Annotated in this window: 21 protein-coding genes; 17 read left to right on the forward strand and 4 right to left on the reverse strand. The window is 58.6% G+C overall.

Annotated elements, in window-relative coordinates; translation table 11 throughout:
• Positions 1–6: 6 nt before the first annotated feature.
• The 10 genes from rseA (at position 7) to acpS (ending at position 8,809) form a co-directional block, all read left to right on the forward strand.
• Positions 7–660 (forward strand): anti-sigma-E factor RseA, encoded by a 654-nt coding sequence (gene rseA, locus OJ965_RS07195; protein ID WP_009088654.1) that lies wholly within the window; start codon positions 7–9, stop codon positions 658–660.
• The gene (gene rseB, locus OJ965_RS07200) at positions 660–1,616 is read left to right on the forward strand and encodes a sigma-E factor regulatory protein RseB (RefSeq protein ID WP_009088656.1); all 957 of its coding nucleotides are present in this window, start codon (positions 660–662) and stop codon (positions 1,614–1,616) included. The genes rseA and rseB overlap by 1 nt, the downstream gene beginning before the upstream one ends.
• Positions 1,613–2,077, forward strand: coding sequence for a SoxR-reducing system protein RseC (gene rseC / locus OJ965_RS07205; RefSeq protein ID WP_111208329.1), 465 nt, complete (start codon positions 1,613–1,615; stop codon positions 2,075–2,077). Before rseB ends, rseC begins: the two co-directional genes overlap by 4 nt.
• 218 nt (positions 2,078–2,295) lie before the next feature.
• Positions 2,296–4,095: a translation elongation factor 4 gene (lepA, locus tag OJ965_RS07210; RefSeq protein WP_111208328.1), complete on the forward strand. Its 1,800-nt coding sequence runs from the start codon at positions 2,296–2,298 to the stop codon at positions 4,093–4,095.
• A gap of 9 nt (positions 4,096–4,104) precedes the next feature.
• Complete coding sequence (gene lepB / locus OJ965_RS07215; protein WP_009088659.1) at positions 4,105–5,079, forward strand: signal peptidase I; 975 nt, start codon at positions 4,105–4,107, stop codon at positions 5,077–5,079.
• A 131-nt stretch (positions 5,080–5,210) separates the two neighbouring features.
• The gene (rnc, locus tag OJ965_RS07220; RefSeq protein WP_009088661.1) at positions 5,211–5,891 is read left to right on the forward strand and encodes a ribonuclease III; all 681 of its coding nucleotides are present in this window, start codon (positions 5,211–5,213) and stop codon (positions 5,889–5,891) included.
• A 95-nt stretch (positions 5,892–5,986) separates the two neighbouring features.
• Complete coding sequence (gene era / locus OJ965_RS07225) at positions 5,987–6,892, forward strand: GTPase Era (RefSeq protein ID WP_009088664.1); 906 nt, start codon at positions 5,987–5,989, stop codon at positions 6,890–6,892.
• 4 nt (positions 6,893–6,896) lie between these two features.
• Positions 6,897–7,625, forward strand: a complete 729-nt coding sequence (gene recO / locus OJ965_RS07230) for a DNA repair protein RecO (RefSeq protein ID WP_111208354.1) — start codon at positions 6,897–6,899, stop codon at positions 7,623–7,625.
• A gap of 72 nt (positions 7,626–7,697) precedes the next feature.
• A complete protein-coding gene (gene pdxJ / locus OJ965_RS07235; protein ID WP_009088667.1) occupies positions 7,698–8,429 on the forward strand; it encodes a pyridoxine 5'-phosphate synthase in 732 nt (243 codons plus the stop codon).
• Complete coding sequence (acpS, locus tag OJ965_RS07240; protein ID WP_009088670.1) at positions 8,429–8,809, forward strand: holo-ACP synthase; 381 nt, start codon at positions 8,429–8,431, stop codon at positions 8,807–8,809. The genes pdxJ and acpS overlap by 1 nt, the downstream gene beginning before the upstream one ends.
• On the opposite strand, the gene OJ965_RS07245 is transcribed toward acpS, so the two are convergent.
• Both OJ965_RS07245 and OJ965_RS07250 read right to left on the reverse strand, forming a co-directional pair.
• Positions 8,806–9,054 (reverse strand): YfhL family 4Fe-4S dicluster ferredoxin, encoded by a 249-nt coding sequence (locus OJ965_RS07245; protein ID WP_009088672.1) that lies wholly within the window; start codon positions 9,052–9,054, stop codon positions 8,806–8,808. The genes acpS and OJ965_RS07245 overlap by 4 nt on opposite strands.
• 55 nt (positions 9,055–9,109) lie before the next feature.
• Positions 9,110–9,949: a MurR/RpiR family transcriptional regulator gene (locus tag OJ965_RS07250; RefSeq protein WP_009088675.1), complete on the reverse strand. Its 840-nt coding sequence runs from the start codon at positions 9,947–9,949 to the stop codon at positions 9,110–9,112.
• Positions 9,950–10,105: 156 nt separating this feature from the next.
• Between OJ965_RS07250 and yfhb the strand changes: the two genes are divergently transcribed.
• Both yfhb and tadA read left to right on the forward strand, forming a co-directional pair.
• Positions 10,106–10,744 (forward strand): phosphatidylglycerophosphatase C, encoded by a 639-nt coding sequence (gene yfhb / locus OJ965_RS07255; RefSeq protein ID WP_058958395.1) that lies wholly within the window; start codon positions 10,106–10,108, stop codon positions 10,742–10,744.
• Positions 10,745–10,796: 52 nt separating this feature from the next.
• Positions 10,797–11,288, forward strand: coding sequence for a tRNA adenosine(34) deaminase TadA (tadA, locus tag OJ965_RS07260; protein WP_009088680.1), 492 nt, complete (start codon positions 10,797–10,799; stop codon positions 11,286–11,288).
• Here the strand turns inward: tadA and mltF are convergent.
• The gene (mltF, locus tag OJ965_RS07265; protein ID WP_046102379.1) at positions 11,285–12,751 is read right to left on the reverse strand and encodes a membrane-bound lytic murein transglycosylase MltF; all 1,467 of its coding nucleotides are present in this window, start codon (positions 12,749–12,751) and stop codon (positions 11,285–11,287) included. The genes tadA and mltF overlap by 4 nt on opposite strands.
• Before the next feature lie 269 nt (positions 12,752–13,020).
• On the opposite strand from mltF, the gene purL reads away from it, so the two are divergent.
• From purL to glnB, 5 genes are all read left to right on the forward strand, one after another.
• Positions 13,021–16,908 carry a phosphoribosylformylglycinamidine synthase gene (gene purL, locus OJ965_RS07270; RefSeq protein WP_265138532.1) on the forward strand — a complete coding sequence of 1,296 codons (3,888 nt, stop codon included), beginning with the start codon at positions 13,021–13,023 and terminating at the stop codon, positions 16,906–16,908.
• A 560-nt stretch (positions 16,909–17,468) separates the two neighbouring features.
• On the forward strand, positions 17,469–18,896 hold the full coding sequence (locus OJ965_RS07275; RefSeq protein WP_154927488.1) for a sensor histidine kinase: 1,428 nt from the start codon (positions 17,469–17,471) through the stop codon (positions 18,894–18,896).
• Between the two features lie 3 nt (positions 18,897–18,899).
• Complete coding sequence (qseG, locus tag OJ965_RS07280; RefSeq protein ID WP_154927489.1) at positions 18,900–19,568, forward strand: two-component system QseEF-associated lipoprotein QseG; 669 nt, start codon at positions 18,900–18,902, stop codon at positions 19,566–19,568.
• Positions 19,568–20,902, forward strand: a complete 1,335-nt coding sequence (gene glrR, locus OJ965_RS07285; protein ID WP_009088690.1) for a two-component system response regulator GlrR — start codon at positions 19,568–19,570, stop codon at positions 20,900–20,902. The genes qseG and glrR overlap by 1 nt, the downstream gene beginning before the upstream one ends.
• A gap of 183 nt (positions 20,903–21,085) precedes the next feature.
• The gene (glnB, locus tag OJ965_RS07290) at positions 21,086–21,424 is read left to right on the forward strand and encodes a nitrogen regulatory protein P-II (protein WP_003848647.1); all 339 of its coding nucleotides are present in this window, start codon (positions 21,086–21,088) and stop codon (positions 21,422–21,424) included.
• A gap of 93 nt (positions 21,425–21,517) precedes the next feature.
• Here glnB and hmpA read toward each other — a convergent pair whose 3' ends face one another.
• Positions 21,518–22,702 carry an NO-inducible flavohemoprotein gene (hmpA, locus tag OJ965_RS07295; protein ID WP_265138579.1) on the reverse strand — a complete coding sequence of 395 codons (1,185 nt, stop codon included), beginning with the start codon at positions 22,700–22,702 and terminating at the stop codon, positions 21,518–21,520.
• Between the last annotated feature and the right edge of the window lie 123 nt (positions 22,703–22,825).

Raw genomic sequence — 22,825 nt, forward strand, 5'->3', positions numbered from 1 at the left:
ATAGGCATGCAGAAAGAAAAACTTTCCGCTTTAATGGATGGTGAGACCTTAGATAACGAGCTGTTTTCCGCCTTATCGAAGGACGCAGAACTGCAGAAAAGCTGGGCAAGCTATCACCTCATCCGCGATACCATGCGCGGTGACGTGAGTGAGCACCTGCATTTCGATATCTCTGCGCGCGTCGCTGCTGCTATCGAAAAAGAACCGCTGCGTTCTGTCACAACGCTGATTCCTGAAGCTCAGCCAGAACCTTCCCGCTGGGAAAAAATGCCGTTCTGGAAAAAAGCGCGTCCGTGGGCAGCTCAGCTGACGCAGGTGGGTGTGGCAGCCTGTGTGTCACTGGCCGTCATCGTGGGTGTTCAGCACTACAATCAGCCTGAGGGCAGCGCGACTCAGACCTCTGACTCGCCGGTGTTCAATACGCTGCCGATGATGGGTAAAGCGTCGCCGGTCAGCCTGGGCGTGCCGTCTGATGCGTTTGACACCAACAGTTCTAATCAGCAGGTTCAGGATCAACGTCGTCGCGTCAATGCGATGCTGCAGGATTATGAACTGCAGCGTCGTCTGCACGCTGATCAGCTGCAATTCGAAACCGATGCCCCTAAACAGGCACAGGTGGATGTTCCCGGAAACCAATCTTTAGGACAGCAGCAGCAGTAATGAAGCCGCATTGGTATGCTGTTAGCCTGCTGGCAGGCAGCCTGTTGTGGTCATCTGTCTCCCCGGCGCAAACTTCGGCGTCCGGGGCGCTATTGCAGCAGATGGAACAGGCAAGCCAGAACCTCAACTACGAATTCGCCTATATCAACGTCTCCCGCATCGGCATCGAATCGCTGCGCTATCGTCATGCTGTGATTGATAACCGGATATTCGCTCAGCTGCTGCAGATGGACGGGCCGCGTCGGGAAGTGATCCAGCGCGGCAACGATATCAGTTACTTCGAACCTGGCCTCGATCCCTTTTCGCTTCCCGGCAATCACATCATTGACGCACTGCCGTCTGTGATTTTTGCTGACTTCAGCAAGCTGGCCAGCGCCTACGATTTTATTACCGTGGGACGCTCGCGCATTGCCGATCAGATGTGTGATGTACTGCGTATCGTTTCACGGGATGGGACCCGCTACAGCTATGTGGTCTGGCTGGATGTCGACACCAAACTGCCGCTGCGCATTGACCTGCTTGACCGTGATGGTGAAACGCTGGAGCAGTTCCGCGTGATCAGTTTTGCGGTGGATGAGGGGGTGCGTAACCTGATGCAGGGGCTGGAGAAAGCCAATCTGCCGCCGTCGCTGTCGGTGCCGAAAGGGGATGCGGTCACGCTCACCTGGCAGCCAGGCTGGATCCCTGCCGGGATGTCACTGGTGTCGCAGAATCGCCGTTCGCTGCCGGCGCTGAACAAAAATATGGAATCGAAGCTCTACAGCGACGGCCTGTTCAGTTTTGCGATCAACGTGACGCCGGCGGATAAAACCAGCCTTACCCAGACATTGCGCACTGGGCGTCGTACGGTTCAGACTGTTGTGCGCAATAATTACGAGATTGCGGTGATTGGCGAGATACCGCCTTCAACCGCTAAACGTATTGCGGACAGCATCGACCTGGGATCACAGAAATGATGAGAGAATGGGCCACCGTGGTGGCATGGCAGGATGGCATCGCCACGCTGCACACTGAAGCAAAAACCTCCTGCAACAGCTGCCAGGCGCGCAAAGGCTGTGGCAGTCATATGCTGAATAAACTCGGCCCGAAAAATGCTCACGTGATGCAGATCGCCAGCAGCGAGCCACTGCAGCCGGGGCAGCGGATCGAACTGGGCATCAGAGAGAGCAGCCTGCTCGGTTCGGCGCTGCTGGTCTACATGACGCCGCTGCTGGGCCTCTTTCTGGTGTCGGGTCTGTTTCAGTCGCTGTTCAGCAGCGATCTGGCGGCGGCCTGCGGTGCGCTGCTGGGCGGCGTTGGCGGCTTTATTATCGCCAAAGGCGTTTCACTGAAATTTGGCGATCGCGAAGCCTTTCAGCCGGTGATCCTCAACATCGCTTTACCTCCCGATGCGCTGCGTGTCGAAAGCGAAGCGTAATGCACGTCCAGGCCGCGCACTCCGCGGCCTTTGTCCGTTCTGCCCTGCGCAGATATCTGTTTCGCTTCCACCTCGTTCCATTCTTTTATGCGCGGCGTTAACAGTGTAATATGCGTCGTCATTAATGAGGCTGACAGGATTGTGGGTAAAGAGCGATCTTCCTGAATGTGTCTGTGCTCAGGTTTTCAACTGAATTTTAAGCGAAGATATCCCTATAAATGAAGCACATAAGAAATTTCTCCATCATCGCTCATATCGACCATGGTAAATCCACGCTCTCTGACCGCCTTATTCAGATCTGCGGTGGCCTCACAGACCGCGAAATGGCTGCGCAGGTTCTTGACTCTATGGATCTGGAGCGTGAGCGTGGCATCACCATCAAAGCACAGAGCGTCACACTCGACTACCATGCGAAAGACGGCGAAACTTACCAGCTCAATTTCATCGATACCCCGGGCCACGTAGACTTCTCCTATGAAGTGTCCCGCTCACTGGCTGCCTGTGAAGGGGCACTGCTGGTGGTGGATGCCGGTCAGGGTGTTGAAGCGCAGACACTGGCGAACTGCTACACCGCGATTGAGATGGATCTGGAAGTAGTGCCGGTTCTGAACAAAATCGACCTGCCGGCTGCCGACCCTGAGCGCGCGGCGCAGGAGATTGAAGATATCGTCGGCATTGATGCCGCCGATGCGGTGCGCTGTTCTGCCAAAACCGGCGTTGGCGTGCCTGACGTGCTGGAACGTTTAGTGCGCGATATTCCGCCGCCGGAAGGCGATCCGGAAGCGCCACTGCAGGCACTGATTATTGACTCCTGGTTTGATAACTACCTGGGCGTGGTCTCACTGGTGCGTGTGAAAAACGGCACCATGCGCAAAGGCGACAAGATTAAAGTCCTGAGCACCGGCCAGACCTACAATGCGGATCGTCTGGGCATCTTTACCCCGAAACAGGTCGACCGTACCGAACTGAACTGCGGTGAAGTGGGCTGGCTGGTCTGCGCCATCAAAGATATCCTCGGCGCGCCGGTGGGCGATACCCTGACCACCGCCCGCAACCCGGCTGACAAAGCGCTGCCTGGCTTCAAAAAAGTGAAGCCGCAGGTTTACGCCGGTCTGTTCCCGATCAGCTCCGATGACTATGAAGCCTTCCGTGACGCGCTCGGCAAGCTCAGCCTGAACGACGCCTCGCTGTTCTATGAGCCAGAAAGCTCAACGGCGCTGGGCTTTGGTTTCCGCTGTGGCTTCCTGGGTCTGCTGCACATGGAGATCATTCAGGAGCGTCTGGAGCGTGAATACGATCTCGACCTGATCACCACCGCGCCGACGGTTGTGTATGAAGTCGTGACCACAAGCGGTGATACGGTCTATGTCGACAGCCCCTCTAAGCTGCCGCCACTGAACAACATTGAAGAGCTGCGTGAACCGATTGCGGAATGTCACATGCTGCTGCCGCAGGAGTATCTGGGCAACGTCATTACGCTCTGTATTGAGAAGCGTGGCGTGCAGACCAACATGGTTTACCACGGCAACCAGGTCGCGCTGACCTACGAAATTCCGATGGCAGAAGTGGTGCTCGACTTCTTCGACCGTCTGAAGTCGACCTCACGCGGTTATGCCTCGCTGGATTACAACTTCAAGCGTTTCCAGGCCTCTGACATGGTGCGCGTTGACGTTCTGATCAACTCAGAGCGCGTGGATGCGCTGGCGCTGATCACGCACCGCGACAACGCCCCTTATCGCGGCCGTGAACTGGTTGAGAAGATGAAAGATCTCATCCCGCGTCAGCAGTTTGATATTGCTATTCAGGCCGCCATTGGTAACCACATCATCGCACGTTCAACGGTTAAACAGCTGCGTAAAAACGTGCTCGCCAAATGTTATGGCGGTGACGTCAGCCGTAAGAAGAAACTGTTGCAGAAGCAGAAAGATGGTAAGAAGCGAATGAAGCAGGTTGGCAACGTTGAGCTGCCACAGGAAGCGTTCCTCGCCATTCTGCATGTCGGTAAGGACAGCAAATAAGGATTTCCAATGGCTAATATGTTCGCCCTGGTTCTGGCGATAGCGACGCTGATTACTGGCATCGTCTGGGTAATTGATCGTTTCAAATGGGCGCCGGAGCGCCGTGCAAAGCAGGCCGCGGCGCAGGCGCAGACCGGCAATGCACTCGACAGCAAAACGCTGGCGAAGGTCTCTTCACAGCCTGGCTGGGTGGAGACCACCGCCTCTGTTTTCCCGGTGCTGGCCGTGGTGTTCATCGTGCGTTCGTTTATCTACGAACCGTTCCAGATCCCGTCTGGCTCGATGATGCCAACCCTGCTGATCGGTGACTTTATCCTGGTGGAGAAGTTTGCCTACGGGATTAAAGACCCGATCACCCAGACCACGCTGATCCCAACCGGTCAGCCGAAGCGCGGCGATATCGCGGTCTTTAAATACCCGAAAGATCCGAGCCTGGACTACATTAAGCGCGTGATTGGCCTGCCGGGCGATAAAGTCATCTATGATCCTTACAGTAAGACGCTGACGGTGAAACCGGCCTGCGATGAGGGCAAAGCCTGTGACTCTGCGCTGCCGGTGACCTACACCAGCGTTGAGCCAAGCAAGTTTATCCAGACCTTCAGCGGCTTTGATGGCAACGAAACCGGTAACGGTTTTTATCAGGTGCCGCAGGGCGATACCCTGCGCGGCGGACTGCGCCTGGGCACCCGTAAAGAGACCATCGGAAGCGTAACGCATGACATTCTGCTGGTAAACGAAGCGCAGAGTCAGGCAGGCATGTATTATCAGCAGCCGGGCCAGCCGCAGGCGACCTGGGTGGTGCCGAAAGGGCAATACTTCATGATGGGCGACAACCGTGATAACAGCGCCGACAGCCGCTACTGGGGCTTTGTCCCGGAGCGTAACCTGGTCGGTAAAGCGGTCGCTATCTGGATGAGCTTTGAGAAACAGGAAGGCCAGTGGCCAACCGGCGTACGATTCAGTCGTATCGGCGGTATTCACTGATAAAATTGTCTGATTAACAGGCAAAACGGGTGGCCTCCTTTGGGAGGCCACTGCACACCAAACGGAACGTGCTGGAAAGCCAGCCCCGTTTGGTATGCAGAGTCACAGACGCAACAAAGAACTGGAATCGCATGAACCCCATCCTGATTAATAAGCTTCAGCGCAAACTGGGCTACACTTTTACTCATTCGGAACTGTTACAGCAGGCCCTGACACACCGCAGCGCCAGCAGTAAGCACAACGAACGCCTGGAATTTCTTGGCGATTCTATTCTTAGCTATGTGATTGCGAATGCCCTTTATCATCGCTTCCCGCGGGTTGATGAAGGTGACATGAGCCGCATGCGCGCCACGCTGGTGCGCGGCAATACGCTGGCTGAAATGGCGCGCGAATTTGACCTCGGTGAATGCCTGCGCTTAGGGCCGGGCGAGCTGAAAAGCGGCGGCTTCCGCCGCGAATCGATTCTGGCCGATACGGTCGAAGCGCTGATTGGCGGCATCTTCCTCGACAGCAGTATCGAACGGGTAGAGCAGCTGATCCTCGACTGGTACCGGACACGCCTTGATGAGATCAGTCCGGGCGATAAACAGAAAGATCCCAAAACCCGCCTGCAGGAGTATCTGCAGGGACGACACCTGCCGCTGCCCAGCTATCTGGTGGTGCAGGTGCGTGGCGAAGCCCACGACCAGGAATTCACCATTCACTGTCAGGTGAGTGGCATGGCCGAGCCGGTTGTCGGCGTCGGCTCCAGCCGTCGTAAAGCTGAGCAGGCTGCCGCTGAGCAGGCGCTGATCAAGCTGGGCCTCGAATAGCACTCCGGCATACCGGCGTCTGCGGACGCCGGATGCGCTAAGACACATTGCACTCTTTCGGCGCCACAACAGGCGCTGAATAACTCAGGATTCGAATGAGCGAAAACGTTACCTATTGCGGCTTTGTCGCGATTGTTGGCCGACCTAACGTCGGTAAATCCACCTTACTGAACCAGCTGCTGGGGCAGAAGGTGTCGATCACCTCGCGTAAGCCGCAAACCACGCGCCACCGCATCATGGGCATTCACACCGAGGGCGAATATCAGGCGATCTACGTCGATACCCCAGGTCTGCACATGGAAGAGAAGCGCGCGATTAACCGCCTGATGAACCGCGCCGCCAGCAGCTCTATTGGCGACGTGGAGCTGGTGATCTTCGTGGTGGAAGGCACCCGCTGGACGCCTGACGATGAGATGGTGTTAGGCAAGCTGCGTGACGGCAAAGTGCCGGTCGTCCTGGCGATCAACAAGGTTGACAATATCCAGGACAAGAGCGTGCTGCTGCCGCATCTGCAGTTCCTGAGCCAGCAGATGAACTTCCTCGACATCGTGCCAATCTCTGCCGAAAGCGGCAAAAACGTCGATACCATTGCGGCGATCACCCGCAAGCATCTGCCGCAGGCCGATCACCACTTCCCGGAAGATTACATCACTGACCGCTCACAGCGCTTTATGGCATCTGAAATCATCCGTGAAAAACTGATGCGCTTCCTGGGCGCTGAACTGCCTTATTCCGTCACGGTGGAGATTGAACGCTTCGTGAGCAACGAGCGGGGCGGTTACGACATTAACGGTCTGATTCTGGTCGAGCGCGAAGGGCAGAAGAAGATGGTGATTGGCAACAAAGGGGCCAAAATCAAAACCATCGGCACCGAAGCGCGCAGGGACATGGAAGAGATGTTCGAAGCGAAAGTGCATCTCGAACTGTGGGTGAAAGTGAAATCCGGCTGGGCAGATGACGAACGTGCTCTGCGCAGCCTGGGTTATACAGACGATCTCTGATCTGATGGAAGGCTGGCAACGCGCTTTTGTGCTGCATAGTCGCCCCTTCAGCGAAACCAGCCTGCTGCTCGACCTGTTCAGTGAAAATGAAGGGCGGGTGCGGGTTCTGGCCAAGGGCGCACGTTCCCGGCGCTCACAGCTGAAGGGCGCGTTACAGCCTTTTACCCCCCTGCTGGTTCGCTGGAGCGGGCGGGGTGAAGTCAAAACCCTGCGCAACGCCGAAGCGGTGTCGCTGGCACTGCCGCTCAGCGGCATCACCCTCTACTGCGGTCTCTATGTGAATGAGCTGGTCTCTCGCGTGCTGCAGCAGGAATCGCCTTTCCAGGAACTCTTCTTCGACTACCTTCACTGTCTGCAGGCGCTAGCCTCAACGCACGGCCAGCCCGAACCGGCCCTGCGCCGTTTTGAGCTGGCGCTGCTCGGTCACCTGGGCTATGGCGTCGATTTCCTGCATTGCGCGGGCAGCGGCGAGCCGATCACGGATAACATGACCTACAGCTACCGCGAAGAGCGCGGCTTTATCGCCAGCCTGGTGCTCAATCAGCGCAGCTTTACCGGCCGCGAACTGCGTGCCCTCTATGAACGCGACTTTCCCGATGCGGAGAGCCTGCGCGCCGCGAAGCGTTTTACCCGCATCGCCCTGAAGCCCTATCTGGGCGGCAAGCCGCTGAAGAGTCAGGAGCTGTTTCGCCAGTTTATCCCGAAGAAGAAGCCCGAACAGACAGATGAATAGCGCTGGTCGTACCGCCTGCTGACATGGGCGCGGTACACTCAACACCCCGATGGAAAAGAAGTGAGGATAGTCATGGCTGAGTTGCTGTTAGGCGTCAATATCGATCACATTGCCACGGTGCGAAACGCCCGTGGGACAAATTATCCCGATCCGGTGCAGGCGGCGTTTATTGCTGAGCAGGCGGGCGCAGATGGCATCACGGTGCATCTGCGGGAAGATCGCCGCCACATCACTGACCGCGACGTGCGTATTCTGCGCGACACCATCCAGACCCGTATGAATCTGGAGATGGCGGTGACCGATGAGATGATCGGTATCGCCTGCGATATTCAGCCCCATTTCTGCTGCCTGGTGCCGGAAAAGCGTCAGGAGGTCACCACTGAAGGCGGCCTGGATGTGGCAGGGCAGCAGGAGAAGATCACTGCAGCGGTGCGACTGCTGAGTGATGCGGGCATTCTGGTGTCGCTGTTTATTGATGCCGACCACCGTCAGATCGAAGCCGCCGTTGCCAGCGGTGCGCCCTATATCGAAATTCACACCGGTGCCTACGCCGAAGCACCGGAAGGGCTGGCGCGCGAGGCGGAACTGGCCCGCATCCGCCACGCCGCGACCTTTGCCGCCAGCCTGGGGCTGAAGGTGAATGCCGGTCACGGCCTGACCTACCACAACGTCCTGCCCATTGCGGCACTGCCGGAGATGCATGAGCTGAATATCGGCCATGCCATTATCGGTCGTGCGGTGATGAGTGGCCTGCCGGAAGCGGTCAGAGAGATGAAGCAGCTGCTGCGTGAAGCCCGTCGCTGATGGCTATTCTGGGACTGGGCACGGACATCGTTGAGATTGAACGCATTGCCGGGGTGATTGAGCGCTCCGGCGATCGTCTGGCGCGTCGGGTGCTGAGCGAAGCCGAATGGCAGCAGTATCAGGCCCATCAGCAGCCGGTGCGTTTTCTCGCCAAGCGATTTGCGGTGAAAGAGGCGGCGGCCAAGGCCTTTGGTACCGGCATTCGCGGTGGCCTGGCGTTTAATCAGTTTGAAGTTTACAACGATGCGCTGGGAAAACCGGGATTACGCTTCTTCCAGCACGCGGCGGAAGTGGCACAGCAGCTGGGCGTCAGCCGGGTACACGTGACGCTGGCAGATGAACGGCACTACGCCTGCGCCACGGTGATTATCGAAAACTAGCCGTGCAGCAGCACAAACTTTTCCCACAGCGCATCGCGTGATTCGGTGTGCTGTGGGTTAACGATGATGGTGTTATCGATAGGGCAGACCTGCTGACAGGTTGGCGCCTCATAATGGCCGACACATTCGGTGCAGCGGCTGACATCTATCTCATAGATCGCCTCGCCCAGTGAGATCGCCTGATTCGGGCACTCCGGTTCGCACATATCGCAGTTAATGCATCTGGACGTAATCAATAACGCCATGTTTCCCACCTGATAACAACAGAAAAAGCGCGGGTATTATACGCGCTCCCGCTGATCAGACCAGCTTTTTCACCAGCGCCTCGCTGTGGCGAATGTGGCTGGAGGCGCGCTCCGGATCGTTTTGCACCAGCGCCATAAACAGCAGATCGGTCAGGGCCAGCTGAGCCGTCGTCGAGGAGATCGCCGCGCTGCGGGTACTCTGCTCTTCCGCCACCGTATAGAGGCAGTAACTGGCGCTCTGCTGCAGCGTATTCGGGGTAAAGCCGGTAAAGGCGACCACATCCGCACCCACCTCAGCGGCCTCCTGCGCGGCCAGATTGATCTCGCGCCGTTCACCGGTATAGGAGATGGCGAGCAGCACATCGCCCGGCCCCATCGCCTGGACGCTGGCCAGCAGGGCGTGCATATCCTGCTCCGCCACGGCATTGATCCCGATCTTCATCAGCTTCCAGGAGAAGTCTTTTGCCACCAGACCTGACGCCCCAATCCCCACCAGCAGAATACGCCGGGCATTCTTCAGCAGCTGCAGCACATCGTTGAGCTTCTCTTCGCTGTTGATATCCAGCGTAGCGCGGATCGCCGACAGCTTTTCGGTCAGCAGTTTTTCACCCACCATTTTGAGCGGGTCGTCGCTGAGAATATGGTTATGCACCGTGATGGCATCCTTGTCCGCCAGCGACTCACTCAGCGCCAGCTTCAGCGCCGGAAATCCTTTGTATCCCAGCTTCTGCGCAAACTTCACCACGCTCGACTGGCTGACGCCGGACTCCTCTGCCAGCTTCTGCGAGCTGAGATGACGTGCCCTGTCAGGTTGCGACAGTAAAAAATCGGCCAGCCGGCGCTCGTTCAGTGCCAGACGTGGATAAAGCTGGCGAATGCGCAGCAGTGAACTCATGCCCAATCCTCATCATTCAGGGGATAATCGGAGAAGAATAAACTATTCATCAGGCATTGTAGTCATCGGAATTAAAAATGACACTCATCGCCGTTACGCCTGATGATGGCTACACTACTCTTTATTATTCCGGAACCAGACCCGAAGGAGAGTTGTTTGACCAGGGGAACACAACGTCGCATCGTATTTTTCGACCTGGATGGCACTTTGCACCAGCAGGACATGTTCGGCACCTTTATGCGCTATCTGCTGCGCCGGCGACCGCTTAATCTGGTGCTGGTGGTGCCCCTCCTGCCGGTGGTGGGGATCGGCCTGCTGTTTAAAGGCCGGGCGGCCCGCTGGCCCATGAGCCTGCTGCTCTGGTCGATTACCTTTGGCCGTTCAGAGCAGACATTGCTGCGTCTTGAGGCGGAGTTTGCCCGGTGGTTTCGCCAGCGGGTTACCGCCTTTCCGGTGGTGCAGCAGCGCCTGACCGACTACCTCGGCAGTGATGACGCCGATGTCTGGCTGATCACCGGATCGCCTCAGTCGCTGGTGGAGCAGGTCTACTATGACTCCGCCTTTCTGCCGCGCGTGAAGCTGATTGCCAGTCAGATGCGGCGCGGATGGGGGGGACGGGTGCTGGCCATGCGCTGCCTCGGCCATGAAAAAGTCGCCCAGCTCGAAGAGAAAATCGGCACGCCGTTACAGCTCTACAGCGGCTACAGCGACAGCAAACAGGATAACCCGCTGCTGTTTTTCTGCCAGCATCGCTGGCGCGTGACACCGGCAGGTGAGCTGCAACAGCTGGAATAAGTTTTGGCACCCGTTATAATGCGCCGCTTTTCTGTCGCCCGGAGTGGTCTGCATGAAACAACAAGATGAATACTGGATGCGCCATGCGCTCAGCCTGGCACGCCGGGCCTGGGAGCAGGGCGAAGTGCCGGTGGGGGCGGTGCTGGTGCAGAATGACCGGGTGATCGGCGAAGGCTGGAACCGGCCCATCGGCCAGCACGATCCCACCGCTCATGCGGAGATCATGGCTCTGCGTCAGGGCGGCAAGGTGCTGGAAAATTACCGTCTGCTGGAAACCACCCTCTATGTGACGCTGGAACCCTGCGTCATGTGCGCCGGGGCGATGGTGCACAGCCGGATCACCCGTCTGGTCTATGGCGCGCACGATCTGAAAAGCGGGGCGGCGGGTTCGCTGCTGGATGTGCTGGGGCACCCCGGCATGAACCATCAGGTTGAGTTAGCGAGCGGCGTGCTGGCGGAGGAGTGTGCTGCGATGCTGAGCGACTTCTTTCGTATGCGTCGCGAAGAGAAAAAAGCGTTGCGTCAGGCGCAACGCCAGAGTTAGTTCATGGCGATCTTCGGCTCCACCGCCGGATAGCCTTTGGCCAGTTCGGCCTCGGCTGCTGCCTCCGCCGCCTGGCGTGCCAGGCGCTTCTCCTGCTCCTGCAGATAGCCCACCAGACTGATCTGATACTTGCGGATGTTCTCCACATAGTTATAGGCCTCATGCCCGCGCGCATAGCCGTAAGTCGTCTGGGTGTAGTAGCGTTTCTGGCTCAGCATCGGTAACCTCAGCTTCACATCCGCCCAGCTGTCCGGATTGCCACCCTGGCGGGCCGTGAGTTTCCGCACATCCAGCATATGAGCGTAGCCCATGTTGTAGGCGGCCAGCGCAAACCAGATGCGCTCATCTTCCGGGATGGTCTGTGGCACTTTCGACATCATATCCTGCAGATACTGACTGCCACCGCGAATGCTCTGTTCAGGGTCGGTGCGGTCGCCCACATCCAGGCTCTCTGCGGTATTGCGCGTCAGCATCATCATGCCGCGCACGCCGGTAGGGGAGGTGGCCTGAGGATTCCAGTGTGACTCCTGATAGGAGATCGCCGCCAGCAGCCGCCAGTCAATGCTGGTGGCGTACTTCTCAAACAGCGGCTTAATGTCGGGCAGCGTGTTGTCGATCGCGCGCAGGAAGGTGCGGGTATCGACATAATCGAAGGTGCCGACGTGGCCGAGATACTTCTCCTCCAGTCGCGCCATCGCGCCTTCTTCACCCATGCCATTAAAGAAGTCGAGCATCGCGGCATTTAGGCTGTCATCGTCGCTGTGCCGCACATACCAGGTGACCGGCTCCTCATCAGTCACGTCGAACGCCACCGCCAGCTGCGGGTAGATACGCTGCAGCAGGGCGATGGTGACGGAGTCACCAATGGTGTAGTCGAGCTTGCCGTCTGCCACCGCTTCCAGCAGGGCTTTCGGGCTCTGGTCGGTGGAGATGGCCCAGTCCAGATCGGGGAACTGATTGGAACGGGCACTCTTCAGCGTGGAGAGGTAAGCCGATCCGGACGCGACCGTTAACCGCCCCTTTAAGTCACCGAGGTTTTTGGGGCGAGGCTTATCCACGCGGTAGACCAGCTGCTGCGATACGTTGTAGTAACCCGGCCCGGTCTGATAACGGGTCAGGCGTTCGCTGTTGTAATTCAGGCCAGCGGCCAGCAAATCGGCTTTGCCATCATCCAGGTCATCAAACAGATCGCTCAGGTTAGGGCGCACCGTGACCTTGAGCTTTACGCCCAGATAATCAGCAAAACGTTTTGCCAGCTCATAATCCATACCGGCCGGAGATTGATTGACGGTGTAGTAAGTCAGGGGGGAATTGATGGTGCTGACGCGCAGCACTCCCCGTGATTTAATCTGTGAAATCGCATCCTGCCCACCCCCATACCAGGGAATGGATGGCCACAGCGCTAACGCTAACAGCACGGCAACCAGACCGATAAACAGATAATTAAATTTTAGGCGTTTCAAATAGTTATCTCTCGCTGGCTCTAAGGCCTCTGTCTTTTAAAGGCAGTATTTGTCTTCTTTGAACTCCCAGAGCGAGGGGCATTTTGCGCAACAAAATGACGCTGAGCAACTTTTATAGCAGCTTTTGCGCAAATTTCAGGCAAATCCGTGTCGCCAAAAATTGTGCGCAAACGGTTTCGTCGCGAAGGCGCTTTCTCTATAATACGCCCCGTTTTCCCTAGTTGCGCCCAATCAAGCGTCGCCCGGCGCCCTGACGAGAGACTTATGTAATGGAAATTCTGCGTGGTTCGCCCGCCCTGTCGGCATTTCGTGTAAACAAACTGCTGACCCGCTTTCAGGACGCTCATCTGCCGGTGAGTGATATTTACGCCGAGTACATCCATTTTGCTGATGTCAGCACGCCGTTAAGCGCAGACGAACAGAGCCGTCTGCAGCGCCTGCTGAAATATGGTCCCTCTCTTGCTGAACATGCCCCGCAGGGCCGTCTGCTGCTGGTGACCCCGCGTCCCGGTACGATTTCGCCCTGGTCATCCAAAGCCACCGACATCGCCCACAACTGCGGCCTGCCGCAGGTTCGCCGCCTCGAACGCGGCCTGGCCTTTTATGTGCAGGCCCCGCAGCTGACCGAAACGCAGTGGCAGGCGCTGAGCACACTGCTGCATGACCGGATGATGGAAACGGTCTTCAGCGATCTGGCGCAGGCTGAGCAATTATTCGCGCACCATACGCCGCAGCCGGTGAAGAGTGTCGATCTGCTGGGTGAGGGCCGTCAGGCGCTGGTTCAGGCGAACACCACGCTGGGTCTGGCGCTGGCGGATGATGAAATCGACTACCTGGTGACGGCCTTTACCGCGCTGGGGCGCAACCCCAACGATATCGAACTCTATATGTTTGCTCAGGCGAACTCTGAGCACTGCCGTCACAAGATCTTCAACGCCGACTGGATTATCGACGGCGAAAAACAGCCAAAGTCGCTGTTTAAGATGATCAAAAACACGATGGAGCAGACGCCGGACTACGTGCTCTCCGCGTATAAAGATAACGCCGCCGTGATGGAAGGTTCCGAAGTGGGCCGCTTCTTCGCTGACGCCGGAGAGAGCGAATATCGCTGGCATCAGGAAGCGGCGCACATCCTGATGAAGGTGGAAACACATAACCACCCGACGGCCATCTCACCGTGGCCAGGCGCAGCGACCGGTTCCGGTGGCGAAATCCGTGATGAAGGCGCAACCGGACGCGGCTCCAAGCCGAAGGCGGGCCTGGTCGGCTTCTCCGTTTCTAACCTGCGCATCCCGGGCTTTGAGCAGCCGTGGGAAGAGGACTTCGGTAAACCGGCTCGCATCGTCAGCGCGCTGGAGATCATGACCGACGGCCCTCTGGGCGGGGCGGCCTTTAACAACGAATTTGGTCGTCCGGCTCTGAATGGCTACTTCCGTACCTACGAAGAGCAGGTCACCAGCCACAACGGCACCGAACTGCGCGGCTATCACAAGCCGATTATGCTGGCAGGCGGCATCGGTAATATCCGTGCTGACCATGTGCAGAAAGGCGAAATCAGCGTCGGTGCCAAACTGGTGGTGCTGGGCGGTCCGGCCATGAACATCGGTCTGGGCGGCGGTGCCGCGTCATCAATGGCCTCGGGCCAGTCTGATGCTGACCTCGACTTCGCCTCCGTTCAGCGCGATAACCCGGAGATGGAGCGCCGCTGCCAGGAAGTGATCGACCGCTGCTGGCAGCTGGGCGATGAGAACCCGATTCTGTTTATCCACGACGTGGGCGCGGGTGGCCTCTCCAATGCGATGCCAGAGCTGGTCAGCGACGGCGGCCGCGGCGGCCGCTTTAATCTGCGTGACATCCTGAGCGATGAGCCGGGCATGAGCCCGCTGGAAGTGTGGTGCAACGAATCACAGGAACGTTATGTGATGGCCGTGGCTCCGGATCAGCTGGCGCAGTTTGAAGCGATCTGCCAGCGTGAACGCGCTCCATTCGCGGTGATTGGTGAAGCGACCGAAGAGCAGCACCTGAGCCTGGAAGATTCGCATTTCAATAATAAGCCGATCGACATGCCGCTTGACGTTCTGCTCGGTAAAACGCCGAAGATGACGCGGGATGTGGTAACGCAGCAGGCGCAGGGCAACGCGCTGCAGCGTGACGGCATTACCCTGGTTGATGCGGTCAATCGTGTCCTGCATCTGCCAGCCGTGGCGGAAAAAACCTTCCTGATCACCATCGGTGACCGCAGCGTGACCGGCATGGTGGCGCGCGATCAAATGGTCGGACCGTGGCAGATCCCGGTCGCCAACTGTGCCGTGACCACCGCCAGCCTCGACAGCTATCACGGTGAAGCCTTTGCCCTCGGCGAACGTTCGCCGGTTGCACTGCTCGACTTCGCCGCCTCGGGCCGCCTGGCCGTGGGTGAAGCGCTGACCAACCTGGCGGCAACCCAGATTGGCTCGCTTAAGCGCGTGAAGCTTTCGGCAAACTGGATGTCTGCAGCCGGTCATCCGGGTGAAGATGCCGGTTTATATGCGGCAGTGAAAGCGGTCGGCGAAGAGCTCTGTCCGGCGCTGGGGATCACTATCCCGGTCGGTAAAGATTCGATGTCGATGAAAACCCGCTGGCAGGAAGGCACCGAACAGCGTGAGATGACCTCTCCGCTGTCGCTGGTGATTACCGCGTTTGCCCGGGTCGAAGATGTGCGCCGCACCGTTACGCCGCAGTTGCAGGCCGACCGGGATAACCTGCTGCTGCTGATCGATCTTGGCAATGGGGCAAACACCCTCGGCGCAACCGCGCTGTCTCAGGTCTATCGTCAGCTTGGCGACAAGCCTGCGGACGTGCGCGATGCCACACAGCTGGCGGGCTTCTTTAACGCCATTCAGGCGCTGGTGGCTGAGCAGAAACTGCTGGCCTACCACGACCGCTCAGACGGGGGCCTGCTGGTGACCCTGGCCGAGATGGCTTTTGCCGGTCACTGCGGCATCGACGTTGACATCGCTGCGCTGGGTAACGATGCGCTGGCCGCGCTGTTTACTGAAGAGCTGGGCGCCGTGATCCAGATTAACGCCGCCGATCGTGCTGCGGTGGAGCAGATCCTTGCCGATCACGGCCTTGCCGCCTCAACGCATCTGCTGGGCAGCGCGCAACCGGGCGATCGCTTCGTGATCCGTGCCGGCGAGAGCGCCGTCTACAGCGAAAGCCGGACCACGCTGCGCACCTGGTGGGCAGAGACCACCTGGCAGATGCAGCGCCTGCGTGACAACCCGGCGTGCGCCGATCAGGAGCATGAGGCGAAGAAAAACGACAGCGACCCAGGCCTGAACGTCAATCTGACCTTCGATCCGCAGGAAGATGTGGCGGCACCGATGATCGCCACGGGTGCGCGTCCACGGGTCGCCGTGCTGCGTGAGCAGGGGGTCAACTCCCATGTTGAAATGGCTGCGGCTTTCGACCGGGCCGGATTCACCGCCATTGATGTGCACATGAGCGACCTGCTGGCCGGTCGTCGCGGTCTGGAAGAGTTCCAGGCGCTGGTTGCCTGTGGTGGCTTCTCCTACGGTGACGTGCTGGGCGCTGGCGAGGGCTGGGCAAAATCGATTCTGTTCAACCCGCGCGTGCGTGATGAGTTCGAAACCTTCTTCCACCGTCCGCAGACCCTGGCGCTGGGCGTCTGTAACGGATGCCAGATGATGTCGAATCTGCGTGAGCTGATCCCGGGCAGTGATCTCTGGCCGCGCTTTGTGCGTAACCAGTCTGAGCGCTTCGAAGCCCGCTTCAGCCTGGTCGAAGTGGCCGCCAGTCCGTCACTGCTGCTGGACGGCATGGCTGGCTCGCACATGCCTATCGCGGTTTCCCACGGTGAAGGCTTCGTTGAGGTGCGTGATGCGGCGCATCTGGCCGCGCTGGAATCGAAAGGTCTGGTGGCGCTGCGCTTCGTGGATAACTTCGGCAAGGTGACCGAAACCTATCCGGCTAACCCGAACGGCTCGCCAAACGGTATCACGGCCGTGACGAACGAAAGTGGTCGCGTCACCATCATGATGCCGCATCCGGAGCGCGTATTCCGTACCGTCAGCAACTCCTGGCATCCGGCAGAGTGGGGCGAAGACAGCCCGTGGATGCGTATTTTCCGCAACGCGCGCAGACAGCTGGGTTAATCTTATCCGCTGCAATAAAGAGGAGGCCTCCGGGCCTCCTCTTTTTTTGCCCTCTGTTGGCAAAAGGCGACAGAGCGGTAAGGACAATGTCGCTTTCTGGCGACATCTATCCTGCTGATTTTATTGGGTTGCTGAACAGATGTGATTTTGTGTCGCTTTCGGACGACACTCCGCCCCTGTCATCATCAGACTTTTCGCACGGGGAGGCGGGCTAAGGCAGGCAATATGCTGAAAAATATAATCATTTATTTTCTGGCACGGAACTTGCTATAATCCTGCAGCTGCTCATTCACCTGTTTATGATTGCCCCGCCTGGCGGAAAAGAGCTCATAAAGCCCGAATGACGCACCAAACGGAGCCTGCCGTCCAACTGACCGATAATCGCTTGCGTTATCAAACACCGGACGTAACGTTGAGTAAGGCTCCACCCATTCTTACACGAGGCATTGCGCGTCGTGTCCACGGCAGGCCACTGAGCCTGCCGTTTTCTTTTCTTCCCCTTTCTTCCGTCAGCAGAGTCCGCTAGCATCCTGTCAGCACTCTTTTAAGGAAGCGGCCGCGTGAAAAAATGGCGTTTATTTCCCCGTTCTCTGCGTCAGCTGGTGCTGATGGCTTTCGTGCTGGTGTTGCTGCCTTTACTGGTGCTGGCCTGGCAGGCGTGGGAAAGTCTCTCTGCGCTAAGCGAGCAGGCCGCTGACACCAACCGTAATACGTTTACCGATGTTCGCCGCAGTGAGGCGATGGCGCGCACGGCGGTGGAGCTGGAGCGAAGTTATCGTCAGTATTGCGTGCTGGACGATGCCTCACTGGCCCGCCTCTATCAGACCCAGCACACCCGCTACAGTCAGATGTTGAGTTCGCACAGCGCCAGCCTGCCGGAACTGCCCGTCTTTCAGACGCTGCAGGCCACCCTGCCGCTGCTGACGCCACTGAAATGTGACAACGGCAATCCGGTGCCGGTTGCCGCGGAGGCGCTGGATCGCTTTTCTGCCACTAACGCGCAGATGGTGCAGGACACGCGTGAAGTGGTGTTTGCGCGCGGCTTACAGCTGCAGCGCGAAATTGCCGATCGCGGCCAGTTTTTCGGCTGGCAGGCGCTGATTCTGTTTATCATCAGCCTCGCGCTGATGACGCTGTTCACCGGCATGATTATCGGGCCGGTCAAGCGTATCGAGCGGATGATCAACCGGCTGGGGGAAGGGCGGGAGCTGGGGAACAGCGTGAAGTTTCGTGGCCCGCGCGAGCTGCGGTCGCTGGGACAGCGCATCGTCTGGCTGAGCGAACGGCTGGCCTGGCTGGAAACGCAGCGCCATGAATTTCTGCGCCATATCTCTCATGAACTGAAAACGCCGCTGGCCAGCCTGCGCGAAGGCACGGAACTGCTGGCGGATGAGGTGGCTGGCTCGCTGAATGCCGATCAGAAAGAGGTGGTCGCTATCCTCGACGGCAGCAGTCGCCACCTGCAGCGCCTGATTGAACAGCTGCTTGATTACAACCGCAAACTGGCCGATGGCCCGATTCGGCTGGAGCCGGTCAGCGTAGTGGATGCGGTCGGGTCGGTGGTGAACGCGCATGCACTCTCGGCCCATGCCAGAATGATGCAGACGGTGGTCGACCTTAAAGTCAGCCACTGTCTTGCTGAACCCACGCTTCTGGTGCGGGTCATCGATAACCTCTACTCGAACGCCGTGAACTACGGCAGCGAATCCGGTACCATCTGGCTGCGCAGTCAGCAGCAGGGGGATCGGATCTGGATTGATGTCGCCAACAGCGGCACGCCGATCCCGCCGGAAGAGCAGGTCATGATTTTTGAGCCGTTCTATCAGGGCAGCCAGCAGCGTAAAGGGCCGGTCAAGGGCAGCGGGCTGGGTCTGAGCATTGCCAAAGATTGCCTGCGCCGGATGCAGGGCGACCTGACGCTGGTTGCCTGCGAACAGGCGGATGTCTGTTTTCGAATTGAACTGAACACCACAGCCGGGAACGTCTGACTGATGAAATATTTACCCGCTTTGCTGCTGAGCACGCTGGCGACGCTGCTGCTCAGCGGATGCACCACCGCACCGGCCACCTCCTCTCTGCCGTCTGGTCATCAGGTGGCGGAGCCGGAGGTGACGGTCGCTGACTACCTGGCGACCCGCTGTAACGATCTGTGGCCGATAGAGAAGAGCGCGGCGCTGAGCAATCCCCTCTACTGGATGCGGGCGATTGACTGCGCGGAACGCCTCTCTCCCGCCGAAGCGAGAGCCGAAGCCCACCGCTGGCCGGCAGAGAGCTGGTCGCGCGCGTTCAAGCAGGGCGTGCTGATGGCCAATGGCAACGTGACCCCGGTTGAACGCCGTGACTATGTGGCAACCCTGGATCGCTACAACAGTGATTTTCCGCCGTCCGTGCGCCCGCTGATTCAGCTGTGGCGCAGTAACCAGACCGCGCAGCTTGACCTGAGCGAAGCGCGCACCCGCTATGCGCATCTGCAACAGAGCAGCGACCTTCAGCAGGAGATGCTCCGCCAGCAGATGGTTAAACAGCAGCAGCAGCTCAGCGATACCCAGCATAAGCTGGAGCGGCTGACGGACATTGAGCGTCAGCTCTCCTCGCGCAAAGCCCCGGATGTCTCTGAAAATGGCCACGGCACCGCGCTGCCGCAGGATGAGGAGCAATAATGGTCAGACAAGCGGCAAAACTGCTGCTGGTGGATGACGATCCCAGCCTGCTGAAGCTGCTGGGCATGCGTCTGAGCAGCGAAGGCTATCAGGTCACCACCGCAGCCAGTGGACCAGAGGCGCTGCGCCTGCTGCAGAAAGAGAAGATTGAGCTGGTGATCAGCGATCTGCGCATGGATGAGATGGATGGCCTGGCGCTGTTTGGCGAGATTCAGAAACGCCATACCGGTCTGCCGGTGATTATCCTGACCGCACATGGATCGATCCCGGATGCGGTTTCTGCTACGCAGCAGGGGGTGTTCAGCTTCCTGACCAAACCGGTCGATCGCGATGCGCTCTATAAAGCGATTGATGAGGCGCTGGCCCAGCAGGCGCCGGTCAGTGATGACCGCTGGCGGGAGGCGATCGTGACCCGCAGCCCGCTGATGTTAAGGCTGCTGGAGCAGGCCCATATGGTGGCGCAGTCGGACGTCAGCGTGCTGATCAACGGACAGAGCGGCACCGGTAAAGAGATGCTGGCGCAGGCGATCCACGCCGCCAGCCCGCGCAACGGCAAGCCGTTTGTCGCCATTAACTGCGGCGCGCTGCCGGAGCAGCTGCTGGAGTCGGAGCTGTTCGGTCACGCCAAAGGTGCCTTTACCGGCGCGGTCAGCGCCCGCGAAGGGCTGTTCAAAACCGCGGGCGGCGGCACGCTTTTCCTGGATGAGATTGGAGACATGCCGCAACCCTTGCAGGTCAAGCTGCTGCGGGTGTTGCAGGAGCGCAAGGTCAGGCCGCTGGGCAGCGATCACGACAGCGAGATCGACGTGCGCATTATCTCCGCCACCCACCGCGATCTGCCGAAGGCGATGGAGAAAAAGGAGTTTCGTGAGGATCTCTTCTATCGTCTCAATGTGGTGAACCTGAAAATTCCGGCGCTGCATGAGCGCACCGAAGATATTCCGCTGCTGGCTAATCATCTGCTGCGTCAGGCTGCGGAACGCCATAAACCGCAGGTGCGCAGTTTTTCAGTCGATGCGATGAAGCGTCTGATGGCCGCCAGCTGGCCTGGCAACGTGCGTCAGCTGGTTAACGTGATTGAGCAGTGCGTGGCGCTGAGCTCATCGCCGGTCATCAGCGATGCGCTGGTGGAGCAGGCGTTAAGCGGTGAAAACAGTGCGCTGCCCACCTTTGCCGAGGCGCGTAATCAGTTTGAGCTGAACTATCTGCGTAAGCTGCTGCAGATGACGAAGGGCAACGTGACCAACGCCGCGCGACTGGCTGGACGCAACCGCACGGAGTTCTATAAGCTGCTTTCCCGTCATGAGCTGGATGCCAGTGATTTCAAAGAGTAGGGCAGGCTGAGACGGGCGAGCGGCAGGTTGCCTGCTGAGGCCCGGATCGTGGCCGGGCACGCTCCCGGCGCTGACAGCGCTTGCGGCAACCTGAAGAATCCCGGATATTAGCGCCCGACAGCGCCAGCAACATTTATACTTGATAAACCCTCTGACCATGGAGGGAGTGAAAAAGGGTCTGACATGAAAAAGATTGATGCGATTATCAAACCATTCAAGCTCGATGATGTTCGTGAAGCCTTAGCGGAAGTGGGCATCACCGGGATGACCGTGAGTGAGGTTAAAGGCTTTGGTCGCCAGAAAGGGCACACCGAGCTGTATCGCGGCGCAGAGTATATGGTCGACTTTTTGCCGAAAGTGAAGATCGAGATGGTGGTGGGCGACGATATCGTTGATACCTGCGTCGAGACCATTATGCGCACGGCGCAGACCGGCAAAATCGGTGACGGTAAAATCTTTGTCTTTGACGTTGCGCGCGTGGTGCGAATCCGTACCGGCGAAGAGGATGAAGAGGCAATCTGATGTCCTCCTGCGCCTTGCGTCTATCCGCTGCTGCCAGCATTACCCTGCATCGTTCAACAGATTAAGCCCGCGCTGCGGGCTTTTTCACGCTCATTACATGCCTTTATGCGGGCCAAACATTTCGTAATGAATGCGTGTGTCTGCCACGCCGGCATCCCGCAGCTGCGCCACCACGTGCTCCATAAAAGCCAGCTGACCGCAGAGATAGAAGTGGGTAGCGGGTGAGGCCAGCCGTGCAGAGAGGGCGGTGAGATCCATCACGCCCTGAGCATCATAGTGCCTGGCATCCTCAGCTGCGGGCTCACGATACCAGACCCGGTGGGTGAAATCGGCCAGCTGTGCGCCTGTCGCGGCCACTTCATTGCGGAACGCATGCTGTCTGCCGTTCTCTGCCGCGTGCAGCCAGCTGACCGGCGCGCGATGATGACCGGCGGCCAGCGCATGCAGCATCGCCAGCATCGGCGTCTGACCCACGCCCGCGGAGATCAGCGCCACCGGCGTAGCAGGGGTGACTTCAAGGAAGAAATCCCCGTGCGGCGCAGTCAGCTGCAGCACATCACCTTCGCAGGCATGGTGATGCAGCCAGCCGGAGACGCTGCCCGCGGCTTCACGTTTCACCGCGATACGGTAATCTCTGCCGTTGCTGAGGTGAGTAAGCGAATACTGACGGATCTGACGATGGTCGAAAGAGGCGGGCTGCAGATGAACGGTCAGATACTGACCCGGTTTAAAGGCCGCTACCGGCCCCCCGCCAACCGGCGTCAGGGTAAAGCTTTTGATCACCTCACTCTGCTGTTCAATCACGCTGATGCGAAACGCACGGGTGCCGCGCCAGCCACCGCGCTGGTTCTCTGTCGCCTGATAAATCTCCTCCTCACGCTGGATGAACAGATCCGCCAGCACGCCATAGGCTCGTCCCCACGCGGCCAGCGCCTCTTCACCCGGATTCAGCAGCTCGCGCAGCGTTGCCAGCAGATTCTCCCCGACGATAGCGTACTGCGCAGGCTGAATATTCAGGCTGGTATGCTTCTGCGCAATCTTCTCTACGGCGGGCAGCAGTACGGCCAGATTCTCCAGATTCGCGCCATAGGCGCAGAGGGCGTTAAACAGGGCTTCGCGCTGAGCACCGTTGCGCTGATTGTTCATGTTGAAAACGTTTTTCAGCTCCGGGTGGCGGGTCAGCATGCGTTCGTAAAAGTGCGCGGTCAGCTTCGGACCGCAGGCGGCGACGGCAGGGAGGGTCGATTTAACAGCGGCGATTGTCTGTGCATCAAGCATATCAGTGACCTCATTTTAAAGATGCATTTTAAATGCATCTTAATACCGTCTCGCTTCTGCTGTAAACCCGCCGGTCAGTTTTCACCGGCTGCCGGTGGCAACTTTTCCGTGCATCCGGAAAAA

It is taken from the genome of Pantoea anthophila (assembly GCF_026104315.1).
Lineage (GTDB): Bacteria > Pseudomonadota > Gammaproteobacteria > Enterobacterales > Enterobacteriaceae > Pantoea > Pantoea anthophila.